The following is a 22790-nucleotide window of genomic DNA, read 5'->3' as shown; positions in this document are numbered from 1 at the left end:
TGATAGGGACTTAACCATTCAGGGTATAGTAACCCTCTTTATAAATTATTCACAATTTCAAAATAGTATGAAATTAACATGAGAAAATAACAATTTTCGAGAAAAATATTAATAGCGATTCAATTTTTTCTTGTTCAATTAAAAATGTGTATAATAGTATGGATGAATACTTTGAAGAGGATGATACATTTGAACATTACTGGGCACACCGTTGAAAAATTAGAAGATCCATTCGGTTTATTATCAGGTGACCGTTATGAGTTTTTCTTAGAACTTGAGGTAGATGAAGAAGATGAGCTTTATTCAGAAAAAGGAATTGGTCTAAGAGCTATATTCGTTAGTGACGAAAAAGGCGAGAAAATTACCAACTCTTATCTTTATGAACAGGAGAATGAGAAAGTTCTAGACTTTGCTCTTGAAGAGGATGAAGAAGCCCTTATCCTAGCCTATTGTAAAGAACACGCAAAGGAATCATAAAAAGCAGGGAGTGATGATCACTCCCTGCTCCCCATTTATTACATAAAGTTCTTACTATGGTTGTGAATGACTTGTAATTCTTTTGTTGTTAAACTCATTTCGCTTTTACAAATCGGGCATAATGGTACATCCGTGCTTTTAAAATTGTCGCGTACCCAGCATTTACAAGTGTCAGAATTACAAACCCAAATTTTCGTTTCTTCTAATTTGATTTCCTCATCATTTTTTCTACCAAACGCCAAAACGATCACCCCTTATGATTAGTGCATGACTGTTTTTACTATTTTGTTTGTTAGCTAAATAATATGGAAAATATCAATATACATCATTTAGCGGTTCCCATTGACATTGAAACTAGTTCTTTATTTATTTATGAATATTATAGATAAAAAGGTGATGCTATATCCCGTGCATCACCTTTTTATTTTAATAGAATTAAACTGTTTGAACGTTAGCTGCTTGTGGTCCACGAGCGCCTTCAACGATTTCGAAAGAAACTGTTTGGCCTTCTTCTAAAGTTTTGAAGCCTTCTGTTTGAATTGCTGAAAAGTGAACAAATACATCTTGACCGCCATCTGCTTCGATAAATCCAAAACCTTTTTCTGCATTAAACCATTTAACTTTACCGTTGTTCATGAAATAACCCCCAAAATAGTTGTTCACTTTTAATTTATTTTACAATTAAGAAAAATAAAAAAGACGTACTGACACGTTTGGGTAATAGACATCACCCACAAGTTCGTGCAGTTACGACTACCAAAACCAATAATATTGAATTTACTTAAAAGCGTACCTTTATTTTAACCGATTTTTGCCAAAACGTCAATAAAATTTCAAAAACTAGGAAATGAAGAGAAAATATTTCAGTTTTTTTAATAGACTACTATACTTGTTAAAGGTTGGACAGAATAATGAAACCCTGTAAGTGAGTTTCATTATTCTTTATTAAAATTACCTTGTAAAAATATTTCCATAAAATTGACGACAAATTTCTGGATATCAGCTTCCATACCGATGTAATCAAGCGTAACTACGGGTTCTTTATCTGGTTTTGGTCGAAAATCAGCAATACTTTTTCCTTTGGCATTACCAAATTCCTCTACCCTGACCCGTCTTGGGATATATTTTACTAAATCGGGCTCCGTTAACGCCATGAGCGGGACCACGTCATGAAGTGGCGCACCATTAATACCCGGGACATTTTTCTGATATGCATTAAAGTAATAATCAAATGCGGGTTTTAATAATGGTCGAAAAGGTGTCGGGCTGTTTTTGCTAAGAAAGTCAATTATATCGGGTGTGATGATTGCTTTATTGGTTATATTTAGCGGATATAAATAAATATTATGTGCTTTTTCCATAACCATATGTGCTGCAATTGGATCAACATAAAAATTCGCTTCGGCTTCAGCGGTAATATTCCCCGGGACCAAAAAAGCTCCACCCATAATATAAAAAGCGTTTACTCCCTTTAATGCGTCATTCCCGTACAAAATAAACATTAACGCTAACTCAGTCAATCTTCCCACAGATACAATGACGATATCCCCTTCATATTGCGTAACAATTTCAATAATTTTGTTAATATCATAAACCTTTACATTCTTGATTGTATCGGGTGGCTTTATGGGTCCTAACCCTTCTTCGCCATGAATTTCTGGGTAATACAGGATTGGTTGACCAGATAAGGGACCAGCTGCACCGGCTATAATTGGAATATCGGATCTACGGGCTAATGTTAACAGATAGGCGGTGTTTTTAACTGATTTCTCTTTCGGGGTATTACCATAACCACTGACAATGCCGACGAGGTTTATTTTGGGATGTAGTAAGGCATACATGATGGCAAAAGAATCATCAATACCAGGATCAGCAATCATGAGCACATTGTAAGCCACTCTATCTCCCCCATAAGTTATATTTATAAAAACTATGCATTATTGAGGGGTGAAAGAACTATAGAAAAACCGATTCTAAAATCGAATCGGTGGCAGTAATGCTTTTTCTCATGCTTCTTTTTTGACTCGTAGTGCTGTTTTCTTCCTTGGCGCAGCCGTTTTTTGGGGTTTTGTCCGGTCAATGGATGCCTGTAAGGCTGCCATTAAGTCTGTGACATTTGAAGCTACTTCTTTCGTAGCTGCGGATACGATCTCTTGTCCATTTCGTTTCGATTCAATTAACTCAAGCAGGGCAGTTCTATAATCATCCGTATACTTTCCTGGGTCAAATGCTGTTGTCAATTGGTCAATTAACATGATGGCAGTGTCGAGTTCCCTTTTCGTCACTTTTTCCTCGGAAGGAACACTTGGTACATCGCCCGCTTTTCGTACTTCATCTGGATAATGAATGGTTTCCATGACTAAGACATTATCGTATACACGAATCACTGCTAATTGCTCTTTAGAACGAATGATAATTTTGGCAAGACCTACTTTTTGTGACTCCATTAATGCTTTTCTTAGCAATGAATAGGCTTTGCCTCCACCCTCACTAGGAGACATATAATAACTTCGATCGAAATAAATGGGATCGATTTGTTCCATTTTTACAAAATCAATTATTTCAACTGCCTTGTCTTCGTTTTCTTTTCGTAACTTTTCAAGTTCTTCGTTGTCCAGCACAACAAATTTCCCTTTTGTATACTCGTACGCTTTAACGATATCCTCTGGTTTCACTTCTTCCTCACAAACAGAACAGATTTTCTCATATTTAATCGGAGCATTACATTTGTTATGCAGGGTTCGAAGCTTGATATCTTTATCCTCTGTTGCTGTATGAAGTTTAATGGGTATATTTACAAGCCCAAAACTGATACTTCCCTTCCACATCGTATGCATTGTGTAATTCTCCATTCTTTTTACTTTTATTTTGCGGTACCGAGACATTCACATTCCTAAAAACATTTGGAAAAGAATGAATCTGAGGTTTATTAAACAAAATAAATAAAAAAGAGAGGGACAATTTATCCATGAAGCCGATGCTGCCAAGTCTTACCTTTGAACTTCCTGCTCATCCCGATTGGCTATACGAAGTAAAATATGACGGATTTCGTGCCCTTTTAGTATGGAATTCTCGAGGAATTGATCTTATTAGCAGGAACGAAAAATCTCTTCTCCCCCAATTTCCTGAGATAAAGGAATTTTTATTAAAACACGAAAAACAATTTAAACCGTTTTTACCCTTACAATTAGATGGTGAACTAGTTTCATTAGAAAACACACATAAAGCTAATTTCTCGATGATCCAGGTTCGAGGACGATTAAGATCGGAAAAAAAGATTCGCGAACAGGCGGATATATCCCCTTGTCGGCTAATGGTGTTTGACATCCTGTTGTGTTCAGGAAAACCACTTCATTCACTTGTTTTTCATAAACGTAAAAACCAACTCATTAAACTATTCGAAAAAATCGATTTCGAGTTAGAAGCTGATCCATACAATGAACAACTCGTTCAACTTGTTCAGGCAAATGACGAATTTAATCCGCTTTGGGAGAAGGTAGTTTTATCTGACGGGGAAGGTATTATTGCAAAGCATAAAAATAGTCTATGGGAAGAAGGAAAACGCTCTTTACAATGGTTAAAGTATAAAAATTGGAAATATGTAAGCTGTTTTATCAACGCCTATGATAAAACGAATGGTTATTTTTACGTAAGTGTTTATAAGGATAACAAAATCCATCCAATTGGTCAGGTCCTTTTCGGTTTTAACCCAGAGGAAAAGCAAGCACTTCAGCAAACGATTAAACAAAATATGCTCCGGGAAGAGGGGCAGCTGATAATTGTGCAACCCGCCATATGTTTAGAGGTAAAATATTTAGAGCTTTATGAAAACCAACTTCGTGAGCCTCATTTTGACCGATTTCGCTTTGATTTAGAGCCAGCATCTTGTACATATGATCGTTTTATCTTTGCACAAAAAAACCTGCCTGAAGGCTTAGATATAAGTCATCCTGAAAAACCATTATGGGAAAACCTTGCAATCCGGAAGGCAGACTATATCCTGTACTTGCGAGAAATATCACCTTACATGCTGCCATTTTTAAAAGATCGGTTATTAACCGTCATTCGCTATCCACATGGAATGTTTGGCGAAGCGTTTTATCAAAAAAACTGTCCTGATTATGCACCCGAATTTATACAAACACATCCAGACGAGGGGATTGACTATATTCTCTGCAATAATTTAAAAACGCTCGTTTGGCTTGGCAATCAATTAGCCATAGAGTTTCATATTCCCTTCCAAACCATTCATAGCAAAGAACCAAGTGAGATTGTATTTGATTTAGATCCGCCCTCCAAGGACCACTTTCAATTGGCGATTAAAGCAGCCCTGCTCATTAAAGAAGTCCTCGATCAATTAAATTTAATAGGTTTCATTAAAACTTCTGGAAACAAAGGACTTCAAATCTACCTGCCTTTACCAGAAAATGAATTTACTTATGATGATACTAGGTTATTTACAAGTTTTATCGCTGAATATTTGATTTCAAAGGATCCGGACTCCTACACAATAGAACGAATGAAGAAAAAGCGCGGAAACAGGCTATATGTTGACTATGTGCAGCATAGCGAAGGGAAAACGATTGTTGCCCCCTATTCCATGCGAGGAAATGAACATGCTGGTGTAGCCACTCCCCTATATTGGGAAGAAGTAAATGAAAATCTGGTGCTCTCATCATTTAACATGGAAAATGCTCTAAAAAGAATTCGTCAGCAAAGGGATCCCTTTTCGAATTATTTTCAAACAAAATCTATCCAACCGTTTGGTCCTGTATTGGAGGTGTTAAAAAGAGGGCCGAATAAAAAAGGATAGGGATGGCCCTATCCTTTGATTTGAGTTTCAACGTATTGTTGTGCCTCATTTTGTAACAGCTCATACGAAGACTGTTCAGACAGTTCCGTTTTCGATGTAACTGTAAATGCTTTATTCTCTAGGTCAACATTAATGGAGGCACTGTAAAGATATGTAGCATTGCCTATTAAGTCAATTGTATATTTTCTTTCATTTTCATGTACAACACATTGTACTTTTCCACCATTATTATAAACATTTACAACAATTTCAAATTTATTTAATTCCTGTAAACAAGTAACAAGTGTGGAAGCTGACATTGCTGTCCCGCAAGCATTCGTAAAACCTACACCACGCTCAAACGTTCTTACATAAATTGAACCTGGCTGCAGATACTTAACAAAGCTTACATTCACACCGTCAGGGAATAAATGATTTGGGCCATTTACTTTTTCACTTAACTGTTTTTGAAGATCGCCTTCAAGCTGATCTGCTTCAACAATGGCAATTAAATGTGGATTAGGAACAGCAAGTGCTGTAAACCTTAAATCTGCTGAAAGTTCTTCGATTTTTTCATTAAATAAGGTTGGTTTATTTAAATTTAAAGGGAGAGCTTTTAATTCAAATAAAACCGGGGAAATTTCCACCTGGTAGGTATGGATATTTGGCAGTAGGTCATTTTGTTTGCTTACCTGTAAATTTGCTTTCATCGTTTCAATCACGGCTTTATTTTGCCCAAGATGTTCACATACATATCTCGCCACGAGCCGTAGTCCATTTCCACACATAGATGCCTCTGACCCGTCAGAGTTAAAAACGCGCATTCTACCATCGGCATTGTTACTATTCATAACGAATAGGATTCCATCAGCACCTAATTCAGACTGACGATTACATAACAATTTTGCGAGTTCCGCTCGTTCATGTTCCGAAAAGACATATCCATTTGACATTTCATCAATGATTAAAAAGTCATTTCCAGAACCATGACCTTTAATTAATTTGACTTGCATCGTAATACCCCCACACCTTGATATAAGTATGTTATTTATCATATCAAACAATGTTCGTGAGGGAAACTGTCCAAGCTTCTATCTTTCGATAAAATACTCATTAACCAAGAATGATATTCGAAGGAGCTTGTCCTGTTCTGATAAAGTCTCTCTCATGGTGAGTACGGGCGTATTGGGTTCTGGAAACAAAGAACTCCAATCAATTGGCATCCAGCCGCGCCGAAGCCGTGCGTCCTGATGGTGATGTTGATTTATTAATCGCTCATCCATAAAGACTGCTGCACCTTCAACGGCACCAATAAACCTGCCGTTCGAATCTAGTAACTCCTTTTTAAGTGATCTCCAATTTTGTTTTCTTCTTTCAAAACAGCCCAGGTACTGCTTCCTTTGATTAAACACCTCAATTTTTATCACTTTTCTGCCACTAACCTTAAAATAACCGATTGCTTGGTTATCGATATTATAGAGTGCATACATCTTTGTAATGGCTAACTTTTTTAGCCCTTTGCCTCGGTACCTTTTTATCATTCCAGCCATATGCCCGTTAGGAAAATAGAAAAGTAGTTTTGAAGCGTTCGTGTTCAAATACAATACCAGTAAATGTCGTGCGTCAAATAACGACATACTGCCACCCTTGGAATTCCCCATACTTCTGGCAATTGAATTCGATTGCCTTCTTCTGAAAAGATAGAATTGAAAACTAACTAAGCTATAGATAAGAAATGGGATTGTAAAAAACATGATATCTTTTGTTTTAAAAATAGAAAGGTTACCAGCGACGATTAGGATTGCTGGAATTAATGCAGTAATACTACCATTTAAGTTCAAATTAGCTGTATCCCGGTAATATTCATTTATTTTCATCTGGAAAACTCCTTATCAATTCCTCTCTACTTAGTTTATTTAATAGCAGCAAAAAAAATGATAGGAGATTTCGATTAGATAAAAAAAGAAGAGACTAGTAGGTCCCTTCTCTTACTCGTTAATATAGGTAAGGATCGATGACATGGCTGATCTTGCATCCTCGTACCCTTGATTGTATAGTTCTTCCAGCCTTCCCGGATTCCGTTCCATTCTACCGACCTTTAAGGGCTTGGTTGGACGGATAATTAAAACATTTCCTTTTTGCTCTTCCTTATTAAGATATTCGACCGTTTCATTATAGATTTGGTATCGATTCCTAAGGGACTGTTGCAATCCTTTATATCCAGGGTATTTTCGATCGACAAGAAAATGTAACTTCGAGGGCTTTTTCATATATCCTTCGTTTCTAGTTAGAATCACGATGTTTTTGGTAAACCCATCCTGCTGGGCTTTCTTGATTGGTATGGGGTCGCTAATTCCACCATCAAGTAGTACTTTATCTTTATATCGAACTTCAGGTGCAATAAACGGTAAGGAGCTCGATGCACGTAATATGGTTAACAGGTCATTCCCATAATCTTTCTTTTTGTAATACACAGGCTCACCTGTCAGACAATCCGTGGCACCCACGACAAATTCTGTCGTACTATTGTAAAAAACATCATAATGGTAGGGAACATGTTTATTTGGAATTTCGTCAAAAATAAAATCCATCCCAAAAAATTGCCGATTCCGGAAATAATTTTTCCATGAAATGTATCTTGGGTCAGAAGCATATTCAATCGTAACGGTTTTATTTCTTCCTTTTTGCTTTGACAAATAGGAGGCAGCATTACATGCACCTGCAGAAACCCCGATTACATAAGGAAAAAATAACTGAGATTCTAAAAAGTATTCAAGGATACCGGCCGTGTAAACACCACGCATTCCTCCACCTTCTAGTACCAAACCGACTTGATTTTCCATCCTGCCCCGCCCTTTCATTGTTTATATTATTCATTTGTCATTATAGTCCTTCTCATTTTATTTACAAAATGAAACGACTTTGTGATGAATCCTGCTCTAATTATCCATACCATTTGAAAAAAGGTTTCATTATTTTTATTGAAAAAATTTATCCGGTTACACTATTCCCTAGGCACCTAAATTGTTAAAATTGATAAAATAACTATTATCAACATGAAGAAAGGTTTTTTTATGACAAAGATACTTTTAAAAAATGCCACTGTTTATCCAATTACATCTGAGCCCATCCCAAATGGGGATGTGTTAATTGAAGGAGGGAAAATCCTTAAAATTGGAAAAAATCTAAAGACTGATTTAAATGTAAAAATCATCGATTGTGGGAATTTATTTCTGTTTCCTGGCTTCATAGATGTTCATACCCATTTAGGCCTCTATGATGAAGGAACAGGCTGGGCCGGGAATGATGCTAATGAAACGGCTGAAGCGCTCACACCCCATATTCGGGCGATTGATGGAGTTTATCCGTTGGACCCGGCCTTCACTGATGCTGTTAAAAACGGGATTACGACAGCCAATGTTATGCCAGGGAGTGCCAATGTTATTGGCGGAACCACTTCTGTGATCAAAACTACCGGCAGAAATATAAAAAAAATGATTATCCGAGAGATCTCGGGCTTAAAAATTGCTTTAGGGGAAAATCCAAAAAGAATTCATAGCCACGGCAACAATGATTCCATTACACGAATGGGGATAATGGGAATGCTCAGGGAAGCTTTCTACCAGGCCATCCATGCCGATAATCCAGACGTTCCTAGGATAGCTCCGATCGTCATGGCCTTAAAAGGAGAAATTCCAGTTAGAATTCATGCCCATCGTGCTGATGATATTATTTCAGCGCTACGATTCGCGGAAGAATTTAATCTTGATTTACGAATTGAGCACTGCACAGAGGGGCATCTAATCGCCAGTGAATTATCAGGGATCGATTTAAAGGTATCTGTTGGTCCTACCTTAACGCGAAGGTCAAAAGTCGAATTGAAAAATAAAACCTGGAAAACCTATCAGGAATTGACTAATCATGGTGTCGAAGTATCGATTACCACCGATCATCCCTATACCCCAATCCAATACTTAAATATTTGTGCAAGTCTAGCGGTTCGAGAGGGATTACCGGAACAAAAAGCACTAGAGGGAATTACGATTCTGCCAGCTAAAAATTTAAAAATAGACACTCAAGTTGGAAGTATTGAGGGGGGCAAGGAAGCAGATTTAGTGCTATGGAGTCACCATCCTTTCCATTACTTGGCTAAGCCAAAATGGACGATGATCGGCGGCGAAATGGTCTATCAAGAAACATAGAATTTTGCTGAAATTTGGTAAAAAATATTATCGAAAAATCCACAAAAAACCTATTTATTTTTTATCTATTTTCTTGTATTATTTTCTAAGTGAAACCAATTAAAAACCTGAAAGTCTTTGGGGGTTTATGAGCATATTCTGGTTAACAAAAAAATGAAATAGGGAAGGCAAATGGTGCGCCACCAGTTTTACTGGTTCTAGTGGGTTCGATTCCCACCCCGAAATTTTTTAGTAAAATTATAAAAAATTTCGAGGGTGGGCCGTTTCTTTTGACATGGGATCGGAATGCCCTAATGGAGGGATATTCATGCTTAAAAAACGTGATCTTCATGACAGCCACACATTGTACGAATTAATGACGCACCCTGATGTCTTCCCTTTTGTGCGCCAAAAAGCTGATTCCTATGAAGAATTCTTATTTATGACTAAACAAACCATTGAAGCCGAAGAACGCGGTGAATTAATATCACGAACCATTCTGGATGAATGGGGTGCGCCTATTGGTACTATCAATCTTTTTGATATAGAGGATAACGCTGGGTTTTTAGGAACTTGGCTTGGCAAGCCTTTTCATGGAAAAGGATATAATAGTCCGGCTAAGGATGCCTTTTTTCAGGAACTTTTCTATGAATTAGGTATTGAAACAGTCTTTATGAGAATACGCAAGGTTAATATACGCTCAATCAAAGCAGCGGAAAAACTTCCTTATGTAATAACTGCAAATGAAACGAGAAAATCTATATATGATCAACTGAACGCAAATGGTGATGTGTATGATTTATATGAGATACCAAAAGATCAGTACACCTTCTACCTCATGCGAAATGGTGCTGCTCAATCCGACGATTCACAATTGTTAGAAGCATAAAGAAGCAATCGGCCATGTCCGATTGCTTTTTGTTTAACATTTTTTAAGAAATATTAATCCGTTATGTTCTGTTCAATCGTTACATTCACGTCATTAAGACCCATTTGGAGCAAAAATTCATCGAGTTCCTCATTTGTTAATGTTTCAAAGCGGCCATCATGAAAAAATATCTGGGTTTGATTAGGGTTAATTCTGTTCATATTAAAACTCATTTTCTTTGCTCCTTTCATAGATGATTGGTATCTATTGTCTACAAAAAGAGATATTTTCATTCATGAAAATCAAATAGCTCAAAAAATTATACTAATTCTTATTTACCTTTCCTAATACATCCATTCCCCCAGTAACAGGAATAATACTTCCTGTTATAAATTCAGACTTCTCGTCAGCTAGGAAAGCAATGACTCTGGCAATATCCTCTCCTGTTCCATGCCTGCCGATAGGGGCATTTCCCATCACACCCATTGCCTCTTCGATATTACTCTCTTTCCATTGGTTGATTATATCACCTGGGCAAACCATATTCGCAGTAATCCCATTTTCGGCTTCCTCGATCGCAATGGTCCTTGTAAGTGAGGCCAAACCAGTCTTCGCTGCAGCAAAGGCTGACCGAAATATCCAACCTGGAGCAGTTTCAACTCGATCATATCCAAATGTAATAATTCTCCCCCATTTTTGCTTTCGCATCGGAGGAATAACTAATTTTGTTAAATAAAAAACCGCACTTAAATTCCCTTGTACGATATAGTTCCATTCTTCGAAAGAATAGTCTGCCAGTTTTTTTCTTTCATGAATATATGGACCTGCATTATGTACTAAAACATCCACTGTATGGAAAGTCGAAAGTGTTTCATTAACAATGCGGATACAATCCTCTTTGGTTGCTACATCTCCTTGAACAGCAATGTTTTTGGTTCCAAAGCATTCTGTCAATTGGTTTGCTAAAGAAATTGCTTCAGTTTTGCTATTACGATAGTTAATGGCTAGATGATAACCATTCTCCGCAAGATATAAAGCCGTTTTTTTGCCAATACCAGTTGCTCCTCCCGTAATCAAAGCCGTTTTCTTTTTCACAAATCATTACCTCTCTATGTTTAGAATATCTTTCTTAACTATATGTTAACTAGAGATGTTTATACGCAATTTTTACTTTCTTGAATAAAGATTAAAAGGATAGAACGCTTGTCAGGAACTTAGGTTTTAATAACGAATGGGCAAATGTTAGCATAGGATACAAATATCTAAGTAAGGAGGAAAGGATGAGATCATTGTTCCCGTGGAACCTATTCCCATTTGATAAAAATATCAAGGATAAGATGGCAAAAATGAAGCCTGAAGAAATCAATCATTATGTTCAGGATATAATAGGTAAAATTATGCCTGGAAACATGAAAGCTGGAATCAATCCTCAGGAGATGTTCCAGGGATTCCAACCGTCGGTATCCACACCAGTTTCCTCGAACGATCGTTTACATTCAACTGCTTTCGAAACACATGATTTTGTTTATGTTAGAATTTTCATAAATAAAGAGGAGTGGGTAAAACAACTTCGGATCTATCATACCTCCAATCAACTAATTGTAGAGCATCTCCCTCAGCATGAAGATAAACATACAATAACTCTGCCTGCCATTGTGAAAAAGAAGGGCGCAACAGCTACCTTCAAAGATGGCATCCTTGAAGTCAAAATTCCTAAAAATATTGACATGCAATATTCTCAGATTGATGTTACCGAAATTTAATTACTATTCAGAAAAAGGTGTTAAGTACAAAGGACAGCAATTTGCTGTCCTTTTTGTCAATGTCAGTAATGTTATTCCTTCGTATCATCCATGTTCATGTCATCCATTGAGCTCTTTGCATTTTCATCCTCCGGTTCACTCGGACTCCCAACGACAAATTCTTCTTTAGGCATATTATGCATATCTCTTGCTGTAACGTGTGAAATGATATAATACGTTCCTTCTTGTGTGAATGATTTTTCCAACCGATAGATTCCATTTTCTGTATGTTTAATTTCAACCTTTTCATGCTTTGGATCCTTAGCACGCCATATCTCAAAAATAACCTCTGCATCGTTTACCTTATCATTTCCCTGAGTAACCTTCGCCTCAAATGTTACCGGCTTATTTACTTCACTGGGATTTGGTTTAATGGACAAGTCTACTTCAACCATTTGCGGTAGATTATCACTTTGATCTTGTTTATTACACGAGACAGCGATACTTAAACAAAGAAGCACTACTAAAAAAACGGAAAACTTTTTCAAAATTCCTCTCTCCTAACTTTATTCTTCCATCACTTCATTATGAATTTTTATTAACTGTACCTTGGCTTCATGCGAAATTGTTGAATCACTCACTCTTTTGATTGCAGAATAATATTTCTCAAATTTGCTTTTCCTGATCCTCGGGTGTGAATTTTCATCAAGGAGCTCTCTTTTTATCGCTTCTCGCAAAGTGACCTCACTGCTTTTCCCTTTGGTATCTAGTAAACGATTATTCCAAATCTTCCGATATTCTTCTAATAAATGATCAATGGAAGCCTTTTCTTTAGACAAAAAAATCCCCTCCTTTTGTCTTTACTTGCATTGTTACATATTTCCTCACCTTTTTGCAAAAAATAGAGGTTAACATATCCATGGAAGGAGTAAGCTTATATGTCTACACCTTATAAATGTCCAAATTGCAAGACGAATCGAAGCCGCTTTAATGTGATTCAACAAGTTTCTCATTCTGTTAAGCTCGACCCGCAATCAGGTGACGTCATCAAAGAGTATGCTGAAAACGAATTAGAACCCTTCCATCTCCCCTATAACGGCCCTGAATATCGGGTACAATGTGGTGCTTGCGGTTTAGTAGAGGATGAGCGTACCTTTATAAAATTTGGCGAACAACCCTTATAGCACTTTCCAAACAAAAACATCCTTTATTGGAGGTCCAATAGTGAGGATGTTTTTGTTTTTTGCTGTCTTAAATATCAGTGTTGATTTTTTATCTAAGTTGTAAGTGGATTGGAGCGGAAGGCGCGAGACTCCTGCGGGAGTACGGGACAGGGGAGACCCCGCAGGCGCGCAACTCGCCGAGGAGGCTCCCCAACCGCCCGCGGAAAGCGAAGCGCCTGGAGCGGAAATCAACTGGCAAGTTTAATATAACTTTGTTTTTTTATTGAAGTTCATTTTGCTTAAGAAAATCCTTTGAATCCACTTTCCAAGCGTCAATTGGTGAAAATCTGATCAAATGAATATTTCCCCTAAAGGTCTGTCGACCTCTATTTTTTATAAACCAGTCGATTTCTACGGGTACATCCAAACTAATTTCTTCTTTTAAATCCTCTGCTGGTAAGAGTTCCATCCGAGAAATGCTAATATTATCTACATCCTCTAAAATGGGCTTCCAGTTAATTTTTTGCAGCGAGGCTTCTGATGTAATTCTGCGATCTTGCTGTTTAAATCCTGCAATATAGGCATTTATGACTTCATACGGATTCGCTTTTCCTAAATACTGATTTAATTGCCCAGAAGCCTTCAACACCATGAGCATATGTGATAAGTCCATTGAATTGGTTCGATGGGTAGTACTTCCATAAAAATGAATACAAAAGTGTCCAGGAAAGTTATTCTGGAGTGCACCAGCACCATGAGGCATCCCATGCATGGAACCTGCTATCCACTGGTCCTTATGAATGACAATAATAGCCCGGCGTTTCCAGCTCCATTTGCCCCCATATATTCTTTTCATGATCTTTGTGTCTTTTGAGGTTAAAGGTTGAACGTCAGCATGGTGGCTCCCCGCACGTCTTTGCACTTTAAACTTTTTACCCGTTTCTACGTCCAAAACTGTAAATTTTGTGTACTTAGGGAGGATTTGATTAACGTCTTTCCAGTTTAACATCTCAATTTTATAACTAATAGTTGATGCAGCTTTAACTCCTTGACTGTATAGGAGGATATGAATACATACAAAAAAAATAACTACCCTCTTCATAGCATCCTCCTTTTAGAAATAAACTTTGCTACATTAAAAGAGTTACCTGAAGAGGAAATTATCATTCATTCAATCCGTGTATTTTTGTTATTTTCAAGATTTTCTAGTTCTATTTTGATCCCATTCCAATCAATATCCTCACCGATAAATACAATGTTTAATGGCATATTCATGTCCTCTTTCATATATAGCGGCATTCCATAAGAAAATTGAAATAAATATGGAAGGTTCGAATAGTCGAACTTTAGATAACCTTTAATACGGTAAATAGTGTCCGGCAGTTTTTTCAAAAAATCTTCAAATTCTGTTTGGCTAATGGCTGCATTAAATTGGTATACAAAGGTCGTTAAATTTAAATGGGCGGGCTGAGCAGCCTTCTCTAAAGAAACAGAAAGACTTCGCAACTGTTCAATTGCAACTTGTGAAAAATTAGTCAAAAGACATCTTGCATTCGGATTAATGGACTGAATTTCGAAAGTAATCTTTGATTGCTCATTCTCTTTTAATTCATTCATTTTATTTACAAGGATGAAGTCTGCATGTCTTACCTGTTCTAGGATTAATTGCTGAAGCTGCGGATTTAATGATTTTCGATCCATCCACCTTGTGCCGTCAACTGTTGTGATAATACCCTTTATGTTTAATTTATCTGCAAATAATGGTGATAGGATCGCATCTAAAACCTCCACAGGGTGGGCAGCACCGGTCGTTTCGATATAGATCACTTCTGGTTTTTCCACTACCAATAGACCTTGTAATTGCGCTTCCAGCTTGTCCTGTATGGAACAGCAAATACATCCGCCCAGAAGCTCTTTTAAGGTAACACCTTCATCATCTACAACATCAGAATCAATAGAGACCTTCCCTAATTCATTCATCATGACAGCTGTTTTTCTTCCCATTCGATGTTCATCCGCTAACAATCGTTTGAGTAGGCTAGTTTTCCCACTCCCTAAAAAACCAGATAAAATATAAACCTCAGCTTTTTTCATTTTTCATCTCCCTTTCTATTGATCATTGATGACGAATTCAAAAAATGAACCCAACTCCAAAGGAGTCGGGTCGGTTTTGTTTATTTCATTGTTCCCTTTAATACTTTGATCGCCTCTTGCATTTGTGTATCATTGTTTTTAATTTTATCTCTTAATAATTCCATTAGTTTCATGGTAGAATCGCCTTTTAAAATTCCAGTGGCTGGGAGCTTTTGAGCTTTTTGGAATGCTGTAACGGCTGCTTTTGTCTTTTTGTCAAAAAATCCGTCTGTACGGCCTGGGTCATATCCAACCGTTTTTAACATTTTCTGTGCTGTTTGCACTTCTGTGCCCGAACTAGATTGTTTAAGTTCTTTATCTGGATCAATGATAGTTAAGGTTGCATAGTCAGGTAAGGCCACTTCCACATCTGGATTGATACCTTTTTTATGGATCCAATTGCCATTTGGTGTTAACCATTTTGCGGTTGTAAACTTAAGATTTGAACCATCCTTAAAGTCTGAAGCAGTTTGAACGGTTCCTTTCCCAAATGACTTTTCGCCCACAAGTTTTACACCTGCTGATTCTTTTACAGCGCCAGCCAGAATTTCAGATGCACTAGCACTACCCTTATCAATTAAAACAACCAAAGGAAGATTTGGGTTTCCGTCATTTTGCGAAGGATACTCCTTGATCTTACCGTTTCGATCTTCCACTTTTAAGATCAGTTTTCCTTTTGGAACGAACATGCTTGAAATAGAGATAGCTTGATCTAAAAGACCACCTGGATTTTGGCGCAAATCTAATACAAGCCCCTTCATTCCTTTACCATTTAATTCATTAAGTTTTTCCACTAGTTCCTTTGCCGTATTGCTTGAAAAACTTGTAATTTGAACCTTAGCAATGCCGTCACCCACCATTTCACCATAGACGGTTTCAATCGGAATTTCATCACGAATAATAGGGACTGACATTGGAGCATCTGATCCAGGACGTTGTATAGACAACTGTACTTTGGTACCCTTCTTGCCTCGAATCAGGGTAACCGCTTGAGTTGAATTCATGCCCTGGAGACTCTTTCCATTCACTGACAGGATCATATCATTTGGCTTTAAGCCAGCTTTTTCAGCAGGAGAGCCCTTGATCGGAGAAACAATCACGATATGCCCGTCCTTTTCCTGAATTTCGGCTCCAATTCCTTCAAATGAAGAAGAAATACTGCCATGAAAGCTCTCAGCTTCTTCATTCGTCATATAATCTGAATAGGGGTCATCCAGCGACTCCACCATACCGTTTATAGCACCATTAATAACCTTTTTTTGATCGATTTCCTTGTAATAACCACTCTTTAAAGTATCAAACGCTTCATAGAGTTTAGTAAATTCTTGTCTTTCGGTTCCAACTGTAACTACCTTTTCATCTCCAAATGCAAGCGCAAATGTTGTAATTCCCGCAGAAAGAAACACAACCATAAACAACAGCATGATAAAATGAAACTTTTTTAATCGTATGTATCCCGTTTTGTTTTCTACTTGCTCTTGTCCATTATTGGTATCTTCCACTTTTTCTTGTCCAATTTTCTCATCTTCCAAAGCCTTCACCACTTTCATTCACCATAAAAATTAGAAATGATCTAGTTGACTGCCATTTGCAATTCCTAGGTGGTTTTTCAAATTTTCAGCAGTAATAATCAAATACTAAAAAATCAACCCTTAGTGATTAGAATAACATCTTTCACATAAAATTAACAAAGAAAAGTTAATGAAATAAATAAATATCACAGTGAATTGATTTCACAAACAAAAAGGCACCTACCAATTGGTAAGTGCCGTTTGTTTTTATTCTACATCATATCCTTGATCTTCGACGGCTTCTTTTAGTTTCTTAATTGGGGCTTTAGTTGAATCATGACCTACCTCAACCTTACCATCTTTTAATGAAACATTTACTTCGCTTACGCCTTCTACGCTGAGAATGGCATTTTTGACTGCTTTTTCGCAATGTCCGCATGTCATTCCTGTAACCTGTAATGTTGTTTTCTCCATGACGATTACCTCGCTTTTTAAATTAGATATTAACTCTCTTCAAGCGAAGGGAGTTTGACACGACTGAAACTGAACTAAATGCCATGGCTGCACCTGCAACCCAAGGGGCTAATAAGCCTAGAGCGGCAATCGGTATTCCTCCTGAATTATATACAAGCGCCCAGAAAAGGTTTTGACGTATATTTTGCATTGTTTTTTTACTTAATGTTATGGCTTTTGGAATCAAAGTTAGTTCTCCGCCAAGAATCGTAATATCGGCAGCTTCAATTGCTACGTCTGTTCCTGTACCAATGGCAATCCCGATATCAGCAACCGCAAGTGCTGGGGCATCATTTATTCCATCACCCACCATGGCCACTTTTAGACCTCTTTGTTGTAATTGTTTCACATGATTAGCCTTTTCCTCTGGCAGGACTTCTGCAATGACATGGTTAATACCTACTTGATGAGCGATTGCCTTTGCGGTCCGTTCATTATCACCTGTTAGCATAAACACTTCAATACCGAGATCGTGTAATTGCTGAACGGCCAATTTTGCTGTTTCTTTGACCGTATCAGCAACAGCAACCAGTCCGATTATATCAGAATTAATCGCAATAAACATGGCGGTTTTTCCTTCGTTTTCTAAACGAGTCAGGTCTTGTTCTCCTTTGATGCTGGAAATATTTTTTAGCTTCATCAGCTTACGGGTGCCTACGAATATTTCATCATCGCCAATTTTCGCTTCAATCCCATACCCAGGTACAGCTTTAAACCGTTTGACAGGAAGAGTACTAGTTCTTTTTTCAACCCCATATTTTACAATCGCTTCTGCAAGTGGATGTTCTGAAGACTTCTCAGCTGATACAAGATATTGAAGTACTTTTTTCTCCTCTTCGTAGGCAATAAAATCTGTGACTATTGGTTGTCCCTTTGTAATAGTGCCTGTTTTATCGAGGATAATAGCATTGATTTTATGGGCTAATTCTAAATGTTCTCCACCTTTAAACAGAATTCCCATTTCAGCGCCCTTCCCTGTCCCGACCATAATCGATGTCGGAGTTGCAAGGCCAAGTGCACAAGGGCATGCAATCACTAAAACAGCTATTGCTGTTTCTAATGCAGCAGAAAACTCACCCGGATGAACAAAGAAATACCAAAGCAAAAATGTAAACAAAGAGATGACGACCACAACCGGGACAAAGTATCCAGAAATTGTATCCGCAACACGCTGAATCGGAGCCTTGCTGCCTTGCGCTTCTTCAACAATCTTTATAATCCCGGCAAGTGCCGTGTCTTTACCAACTTTCACGGCTTTAATCGTCAAGGTTCCATTTTTATTCATCGTTGAACCAATAACTTGATCCCCAACTGATTTCTCAACAGGGATAGACTCACCCGTAATCATCGACTCATCCACAGAAGACTGGCCTAAAGTTACAACGCCATCCACGGGAATTTTTTCCCCAGGTTTGACTAGTAAGAGTTCAGCAACACTTACTTCTTCAATTGGAAGTTGAAACTCCTTCCCGTTTCTAATGACTGTTGCTTCTTTTACTTGAAGACTCAGCAGTTTTGAAATGGCGATAGTGGTTTTCCCTTTTGCCATTGTTTCAAATAATTTTCCCAAAAGAATTAAGGTAATCAGCACAGCGCTGGTTTCAAAATATAGATGCGGCATATAGGCGTGATTTCCAATTGTTTTCACCCCTTCAGCTAGGCTATAAAAATAGGCCGCTGAAGTTCCTAAGGTCACTAGTACATCCATATTCGCGCTTTTATTTTTCAATGCCTTGAAAGCACCAACATAAAACGGCCCGCCTATATAAAATTGCACCGGGGTTACCATGAGAAATTGAAACCATGGATTCATGAATAAATGGGGCATTGGCAATCCTAGATCAATTGGAATATGAGCAAGCATCGTATATAAAAGTGGAATCGTCAGAATCACTGAGAGTAGAAACTTCCTTTTTTTCTGTCTCAATTCCTCTTCTTTATATTGTTGTTTTTGTCCTACTTCATCAAATCGTACTCCATAACCAAGCTTTTCTATTCTAGTAATAATATCATTACTTGATACATGCTCCGAATCGAAAGAAATAGCTGCACTTTCCATTGCCAAATTGACATTAGCTTCTACACTGTCCATTTTATTAAGAACTTTTTCAATTCGTGTTGAACAGGCGGCACATGTCATTCCAGTAATATCCAATTTAAGCTGTTCTTTCATATTAATCACCCTCTTATTTATACTATACCCCCGGAGTGTATATTTGGTCAAACAGAGTAAAACAAAATCTTACTATATTAAATTTATGCTTATTTTAGACGTGTTTCGATGATTTTTGTCACAAAGGCATTTGATTTTTTATTAATTCTCCATGATGATGACGAGTTCCTGTTTATTAGAGAAAAATAAAAAGCCTCATCCTAGTGGAAGAGGCCTTAATTGTTTATTCTTTTATAGCTGCTTCTAACGCAACTTCAATCATATCGTTAAAAGTTAATTGTCTTTCTTCTGCAGTTGTTTCTTCACCTGTTAAGATGTGATCACTAACAGTTAGCACAGAAAGTGCTTTGCGATCAAATTTTGCAGCTAGCGTATAAAGTGCTGTAGTCTCCATTTCAATCGCGAGAATTTGGTATTTTGCCCATTTTTCCAGCTCTGCATTATCGTTATAAAACGAATCTGCTGTAAAAATATTTCCTACTTTCAGGTTAAGCCCTTTTGCCACCCCTGCATCATAAGCCTTACGGAGTAAATCAAAGTTTGCTGTAGGAGCAAAGTCCACATGACCAAAGGTAAGACGATTCATATTTGAGTCAGTAGAGCTGGTCATTGCTAAAATGACATCACGAACCTTTACATCTTTTTGAATCGCTCCACATGTCCCAACTCGAATTAGATTTTGGACATTATAACTTTGCATTAGTTCATTTATGTAAATAGAGATTGAAGGAACACCCATTCCAGTTCCCTGAACTGAAATTCGTTTTCCTTTATAGGTTCCTGTATAACCGAACATATTACGGACTTCGTTGTAACATTTAGCATCCTCTAAAAATGTTTCTGCAATATATTTTGCCCGCAGCGGGTCTCCTGGTAATAATACTGTCTCTGCTATTTCGTTTTCATTCGCACCGATATGTACACTCATATAAAAATCCTCCAATCATATACTCCGCACAGTAATGTAAACTGTATCAATGACAATATATCATAAACATTTTCCAATGAGAAACTCTGCAACAAATTAGACATGATTTTTTTTATTTGTGGGAAGCTATTTTTAGATTGGAGGGAGATCATTCATGGGTAAAAAACATCGAAGCCGTACCAATTCGCCAAAGAAAAATAATCATATCCCTGCTGAGGCCATCGTAGCTGAACACGAAGCACATGCAAAAGAGCACAATGCAACTGGCGGAAGAAAACACTAGAAAAGCAGAAATGCCCGTCTAGCAGCGTAAAAATAACCTAAGGAATGATCCTTAGGTTTTTTAGAATTAAAAGAGAATTATTCTGTTTATAGGAAACCATCCACCAGGTTTTAATTGGTAATAATGCTGACCGCCGCGGCCTTCATCAATTAAAACAATATCCCCTGTTGTGAGAAATCTCCCTTTATAGTTTACAGGTATTCTATCGGTAACATTAAAGCGGCTGAAGGCTTCCTCTAAGCACTGTTTACGGCTGGATGCTGGAATCGTCATTCGGTAAACCTCTTTATGGCCTTTACGTTCACGGTACTTTGGAGTTTGAAAGATCGTCACATCATATTGCATTCTAGCTCTTTTAGTTAATACATTGATCATCAAATGAACCTCCAATTATTAGAATTATATGCATATTCTAATAATTAGCGATGGCCGCTGTCGATTCCTTCTTAGAAATCCTTCTTTTTTTGTCGAATCGCATTTTTTTTATCCGGACAAGAATTTTCTTGTGGGAATTTAGCGAATTAAGTTTATGATTTGGTTCTTTAAACTTGGCCGTTGATTTCCGCTCCATGCGCGGGCGGTACGGTGAACCTCCCACAGGAGTCTTCGCGCCTTCCGCTCCAATCAACTTGGCTATAAAATCAAAAGTGACATTTACACAGGCAACGATTAAAAAAATAGGACCATTTTAGCCCTATTTTCAAGATCTTTACGAATATCGTTGAATAACACTTTGAATTTTTGGTTGTAAATAAGGAATATCTGCATTTGAAACTGACAAGCGGACATTGGTTTCATCTGTCCCGAGAGCTTCCGAAAACAAGCCAGATAACCCTTTTGCTCTCCGGTCTACTTGGAACATGATATCGAGGTTTCCGTTCCCGGACGGAAAGAAGACAACTTCTAATTCATCTAATTTACCTCGAAATAATCCAGAGGTTGGAACAAATTCAAATTCTTGAACAAATGGCAGCCTTCCTCGTATTCGTCTAGGTGCTTCTTCACAATCGGCCTCACGAATTCTAAAGCCTAACTGATCAATAGCAGTAAACACAGCAGACATTAAGGGGTTCGGAACAACTTTAAGATAATCTTTGTCACTTGGGTCGACACCGCCTTTGATTTCAAGACCCGTTGTTACCCAAATTTTTGATCTTCCAATTGAAAGTGGGATATCAAAAGGAAGTTGAAAGGAAAATGGAATGTCTTTTTTTTCATTGGCAAGAATGACAAAAGGAGTCGTCAATCTGAACCGGTCGATTGCGGCAGTGACGGTATACTTTCGATCGTCAGATTCTCTTAAATAGGTGGTATTTAAGGTAAGGTAAATCTCATCCACCTGCTGCACCACCTTACCGCCTTTAATTTCAACTACACCGTTCACTGTTTCACCTGGCATGTAAGTATCCTTTTCAAGCTTCGTGTCCACAGATGCAGATCCTATTCCTACACTGGCAAATACTTTGTTAAAAAAAGACATCGTTCTTCCTCCTAGATTAAGTATGAATTTATTATTTCAGCTCTTATTTGGGCACAATTCTCATATGGTGGGTCGATTTGCAAGAGCCTTCTAATTATGTGTTTAGCATGGTTCGAAATGTTGAGTTCATCTTCCCAGCTTTTTTCATGGCCTTCTTTTGTAAATGTAAAATTAGAGTAAAGTAAAAACAAAAGGAAATGGCCAAGGCCGTAAAAATCGGCTTGGAAGTTCACCTCTTTACGCAAATGCTTTTCTCTTGTTGACAACACTACCTTATCTAAATTGAAATGTCTTCCTAATCCTAAATCAATCAGCCTAATAGTTGAACCATCTGTTATGACATTGGGAATCCGAATATCTCGATGAACGATTTTAAGGTTGTGCAAATATTCTAGTGGTGTTAGTAATTTAATTACAATTTGGAATGCTTCTTTTTCTGGGATTTTTCTACCTTCTGAAAAAATAAGCTGCTCGAAATTCATGCCTTCGATAAATTCCATGGTGTAAAAGGGAATATTTTTATAGTTCCCCCCGTCAAAATACCTT

Annotated in this window: 27 protein-coding genes; 7 read left to right on the top strand and 20 right to left on the bottom strand. The window is 37.5% G+C overall.

Annotated features, from left to right (window positions below; all coding sequences use genetic code 11):
- Positions 1–180: 180 nt before the first annotated feature.
- Complete coding sequence (locus V7137_RS09890; RefSeq protein WP_335697948.1) at positions 181–477, top strand: DUF6509 family protein; 297 nt, start codon at positions 181–183, stop codon at positions 475–477.
- 38 nt (positions 478–515) lie between these two features.
- On the opposite strand, the gene V7137_RS09885 is transcribed toward V7137_RS09890, so the two are convergent.
- The 4 genes from V7137_RS09885 to V7137_RS09870 form a co-directional block, all read right to left on the bottom strand.
- Entirely contained in the window at positions 516–719 is a 204-nt protein-coding gene (locus V7137_RS09885) for a cold-shock protein (protein ID WP_218348632.1), read from the bottom strand.
- A 193-nt stretch (positions 720–912) separates the two neighbouring features.
- Positions 913–1113: a cold-shock protein gene (locus V7137_RS09880; RefSeq protein WP_335697924.1), complete on the bottom strand. Its 201-nt coding sequence runs from the start codon at positions 1111–1113 to the stop codon at positions 913–915.
- Positions 1114–1412: 299 nt separating this feature from the next.
- The gene (locus tag V7137_RS09875) at positions 1413–2375 is read right to left on the bottom strand and encodes a nucleoside hydrolase (protein ID WP_335697923.1); all 963 of its coding nucleotides are present in this window, start codon (positions 2373–2375) and stop codon (positions 1413–1415) included.
- A gap of 108 nt (positions 2376–2483) precedes the next feature.
- A complete protein-coding gene (locus tag V7137_RS09870) occupies positions 2484–3314 on the bottom strand; it encodes a Ku protein (RefSeq protein ID WP_335697922.1) in 831 nt (276 codons plus the stop codon).
- A gap of 131 nt (positions 3315–3445) precedes the next feature.
- Between V7137_RS09870 and V7137_RS09865 the strand changes: the two genes are divergently transcribed.
- Positions 3446–5290: a DNA ligase D gene (locus tag V7137_RS09865; RefSeq protein ID WP_335697921.1), complete on the top strand. Its 1845-nt coding sequence runs from the start codon at positions 3446–3448 to the stop codon at positions 5288–5290.
- A gap of 8 nt (positions 5291–5298) precedes the next feature.
- Here the strand turns inward: V7137_RS09865 and dapF are convergent, their stop codons facing one another.
- From dapF to V7137_RS09850, 3 genes are all read right to left on the bottom strand, one after another.
- Positions 5299–6282: a diaminopimelate epimerase gene (gene dapF / locus V7137_RS09860; RefSeq protein WP_335697920.1), complete on the bottom strand. Its 984-nt coding sequence runs from the start codon at positions 6280–6282 to the stop codon at positions 5299–5301.
- 78 nt (positions 6283–6360) lie between these two features.
- On the bottom strand, positions 6361–7146 hold the full coding sequence (locus V7137_RS09855; protein ID WP_335697919.1) for a hypothetical protein: 786 nt from the start codon (positions 7144–7146) through the stop codon (positions 6361–6363).
- Positions 7147–7257: 111 nt separating this feature from the next.
- Positions 7258–8112, bottom strand: coding sequence for a patatin-like phospholipase family protein (locus V7137_RS09850; RefSeq protein WP_335697918.1), 855 nt, complete (start codon positions 8110–8112; stop codon positions 7258–7260).
- Between the two features lie 231 nt (positions 8113–8343).
- On the opposite strand from V7137_RS09850, the gene V7137_RS09845 reads away from it, so the two are divergent.
- Both V7137_RS09845 and V7137_RS09840 read left to right on the top strand, forming a co-directional pair.
- Positions 8344–9471 (top strand): amidohydrolase, encoded by a 1128-nt coding sequence (locus V7137_RS09845; protein ID WP_335697917.1) that lies wholly within the window; start codon positions 8344–8346, stop codon positions 9469–9471.
- A 307-nt stretch (positions 9472–9778) separates the two neighbouring features.
- Positions 9779–10339 carry a GNAT family N-acetyltransferase gene (locus tag V7137_RS09840; protein WP_335697916.1) on the top strand — a complete coding sequence of 187 codons (561 nt, stop codon included), beginning with the start codon at positions 9779–9781 and terminating at the stop codon, positions 10337–10339.
- Positions 10340–10392: 53 nt separating this feature from the next.
- Here the strand turns inward: V7137_RS09840 and V7137_RS09835 are convergent, their stop codons facing one another.
- Both V7137_RS09835 and V7137_RS09830 read right to left on the bottom strand, forming a co-directional pair.
- Positions 10393–10551, bottom strand: a complete 159-nt coding sequence (locus V7137_RS09835) for a hypothetical protein (protein ID WP_335697915.1) — start codon at positions 10549–10551, stop codon at positions 10393–10395.
- Positions 10552–10642: 91 nt separating this feature from the next.
- Positions 10643–11413: an SDR family oxidoreductase gene (locus tag V7137_RS09830; RefSeq protein WP_335697914.1), complete on the bottom strand. Its 771-nt coding sequence runs from the start codon at positions 11411–11413 to the stop codon at positions 10643–10645.
- A gap of 185 nt (positions 11414–11598) precedes the next feature.
- On the opposite strand from V7137_RS09830, the gene V7137_RS09825 reads away from it, so the two are divergent.
- Positions 11599–12081, top strand: a complete 483-nt coding sequence (locus V7137_RS09825; RefSeq protein WP_335697913.1) for an Hsp20/alpha crystallin family protein — start codon at positions 11599–11601, stop codon at positions 12079–12081.
- Between the two features lie 71 nt (positions 12082–12152).
- Here V7137_RS09825 and V7137_RS09820 read toward each other — a convergent pair whose 3' ends face one another.
- Both V7137_RS09820 and V7137_RS09815 read right to left on the bottom strand, forming a co-directional pair.
- Positions 12153–12608 carry a FixH family protein gene (locus tag V7137_RS09820; protein WP_335697912.1) on the bottom strand — a complete coding sequence of 152 codons (456 nt, stop codon included), beginning with the start codon at positions 12606–12608 and terminating at the stop codon, positions 12153–12155.
- A gap of 18 nt (positions 12609–12626) precedes the next feature.
- A complete protein-coding gene (locus tag V7137_RS09815; RefSeq protein WP_335697911.1) occupies positions 12627–12899 on the bottom strand; it encodes a hypothetical protein in 273 nt (90 codons plus the stop codon).
- 99 nt (positions 12900–12998) lie between these two features.
- Between V7137_RS09815 and V7137_RS09810 the strand changes: the two genes are divergently transcribed.
- Positions 12999–13244 (top strand): DNA alkylation repair protein, encoded by a 246-nt coding sequence (locus V7137_RS09810; protein ID WP_218348620.1) that lies wholly within the window; start codon positions 12999–13001, stop codon positions 13242–13244.
- A gap of 259 nt (positions 13245–13503) precedes the next feature.
- Here the strand turns inward: V7137_RS09810 and V7137_RS09805 are convergent, their stop codons facing one another.
- The 6 genes from V7137_RS09805 to deoD all read right to left on the bottom strand — a co-directional run bounded on the left by V7137_RS09805 (position 13504) and on the right by deoD (position 20481).
- Entirely contained in the window at positions 13504–14325 is an 822-nt protein-coding gene (locus tag V7137_RS09805; protein ID WP_335697910.1) for a hypothetical protein, read from the bottom strand.
- A 65-nt stretch (positions 14326–14390) separates the two neighbouring features.
- Positions 14391–15317, bottom strand: coding sequence for a CobW family GTP-binding protein (locus tag V7137_RS09800; protein ID WP_335697909.1), 927 nt, complete (start codon positions 15315–15317; stop codon positions 14391–14393).
- Between the two features lie 80 nt (positions 15318–15397).
- Positions 15398–16906: a S41 family peptidase gene (locus V7137_RS09795; protein ID WP_335697908.1), complete on the bottom strand. Its 1509-nt coding sequence runs from the start codon at positions 16904–16906 to the stop codon at positions 15398–15400.
- Between the two features lie 228 nt (positions 16907–17134).
- Entirely contained in the window at positions 17135–17341 is a 207-nt protein-coding gene (gene copZ, locus V7137_RS09790) for a copper chaperone CopZ (protein ID WP_335697907.1), read from the bottom strand.
- Positions 17342–17363: 22 nt separating this feature from the next.
- Positions 17364–19553, bottom strand: coding sequence for a heavy metal translocating P-type ATPase (locus tag V7137_RS09785; protein ID WP_335697906.1), 2190 nt, complete (start codon positions 19551–19553; stop codon positions 17364–17366).
- Positions 19554–19776: 223 nt separating this feature from the next.
- A complete protein-coding gene (gene deoD / locus V7137_RS09780; protein WP_335697905.1) occupies positions 19777–20481 on the bottom strand; it encodes a purine-nucleoside phosphorylase in 705 nt (234 codons plus the stop codon).
- Positions 20482–20635: 154 nt separating this feature from the next.
- Here deoD and V7137_RS09775 point away from each other — a divergent pair, with 154 nt between their 5' ends.
- Entirely contained in the window at positions 20636–20764 is a 129-nt protein-coding gene (locus V7137_RS09775) for a hypothetical protein (RefSeq protein ID WP_088088665.1), read from the top strand.
- A 66-nt stretch (positions 20765–20830) separates the two neighbouring features.
- Here V7137_RS09775 and V7137_RS09770 read toward each other — a convergent pair whose 3' ends face one another.
- From V7137_RS09770 to V7137_RS09760, 3 genes are all read right to left on the bottom strand, one after another.
- Complete coding sequence (locus V7137_RS09770) at positions 20831–21139, bottom strand: YodL domain-containing protein (RefSeq protein ID WP_335697904.1); 309 nt, start codon at positions 21137–21139, stop codon at positions 20831–20833.
- 334 nt (positions 21140–21473) lie between these two features.
- Positions 21474–22244: a sporulation protein gene (locus V7137_RS09765; RefSeq protein WP_335697903.1), complete on the bottom strand. Its 771-nt coding sequence runs from the start codon at positions 22242–22244 to the stop codon at positions 21474–21476.
- Between the two features lie 11 nt (positions 22245–22255).
- The coding region (locus V7137_RS09760) for a protein kinase domain-containing protein (protein WP_335697902.1) at positions 22256–22790 on the bottom strand (535 nt) is incomplete at its 5' end.

This window comes from Neobacillus drentensis (assembly GCF_036962765.1).
GTDB classification, from domain to species: Bacteria; Bacillota; Bacilli; order Bacillales; family Cytobacillaceae; genus Neobacillus; species Neobacillus drentensis_C.
This window is presented reverse-complemented; position numbering and strand designations above follow the sequence as displayed.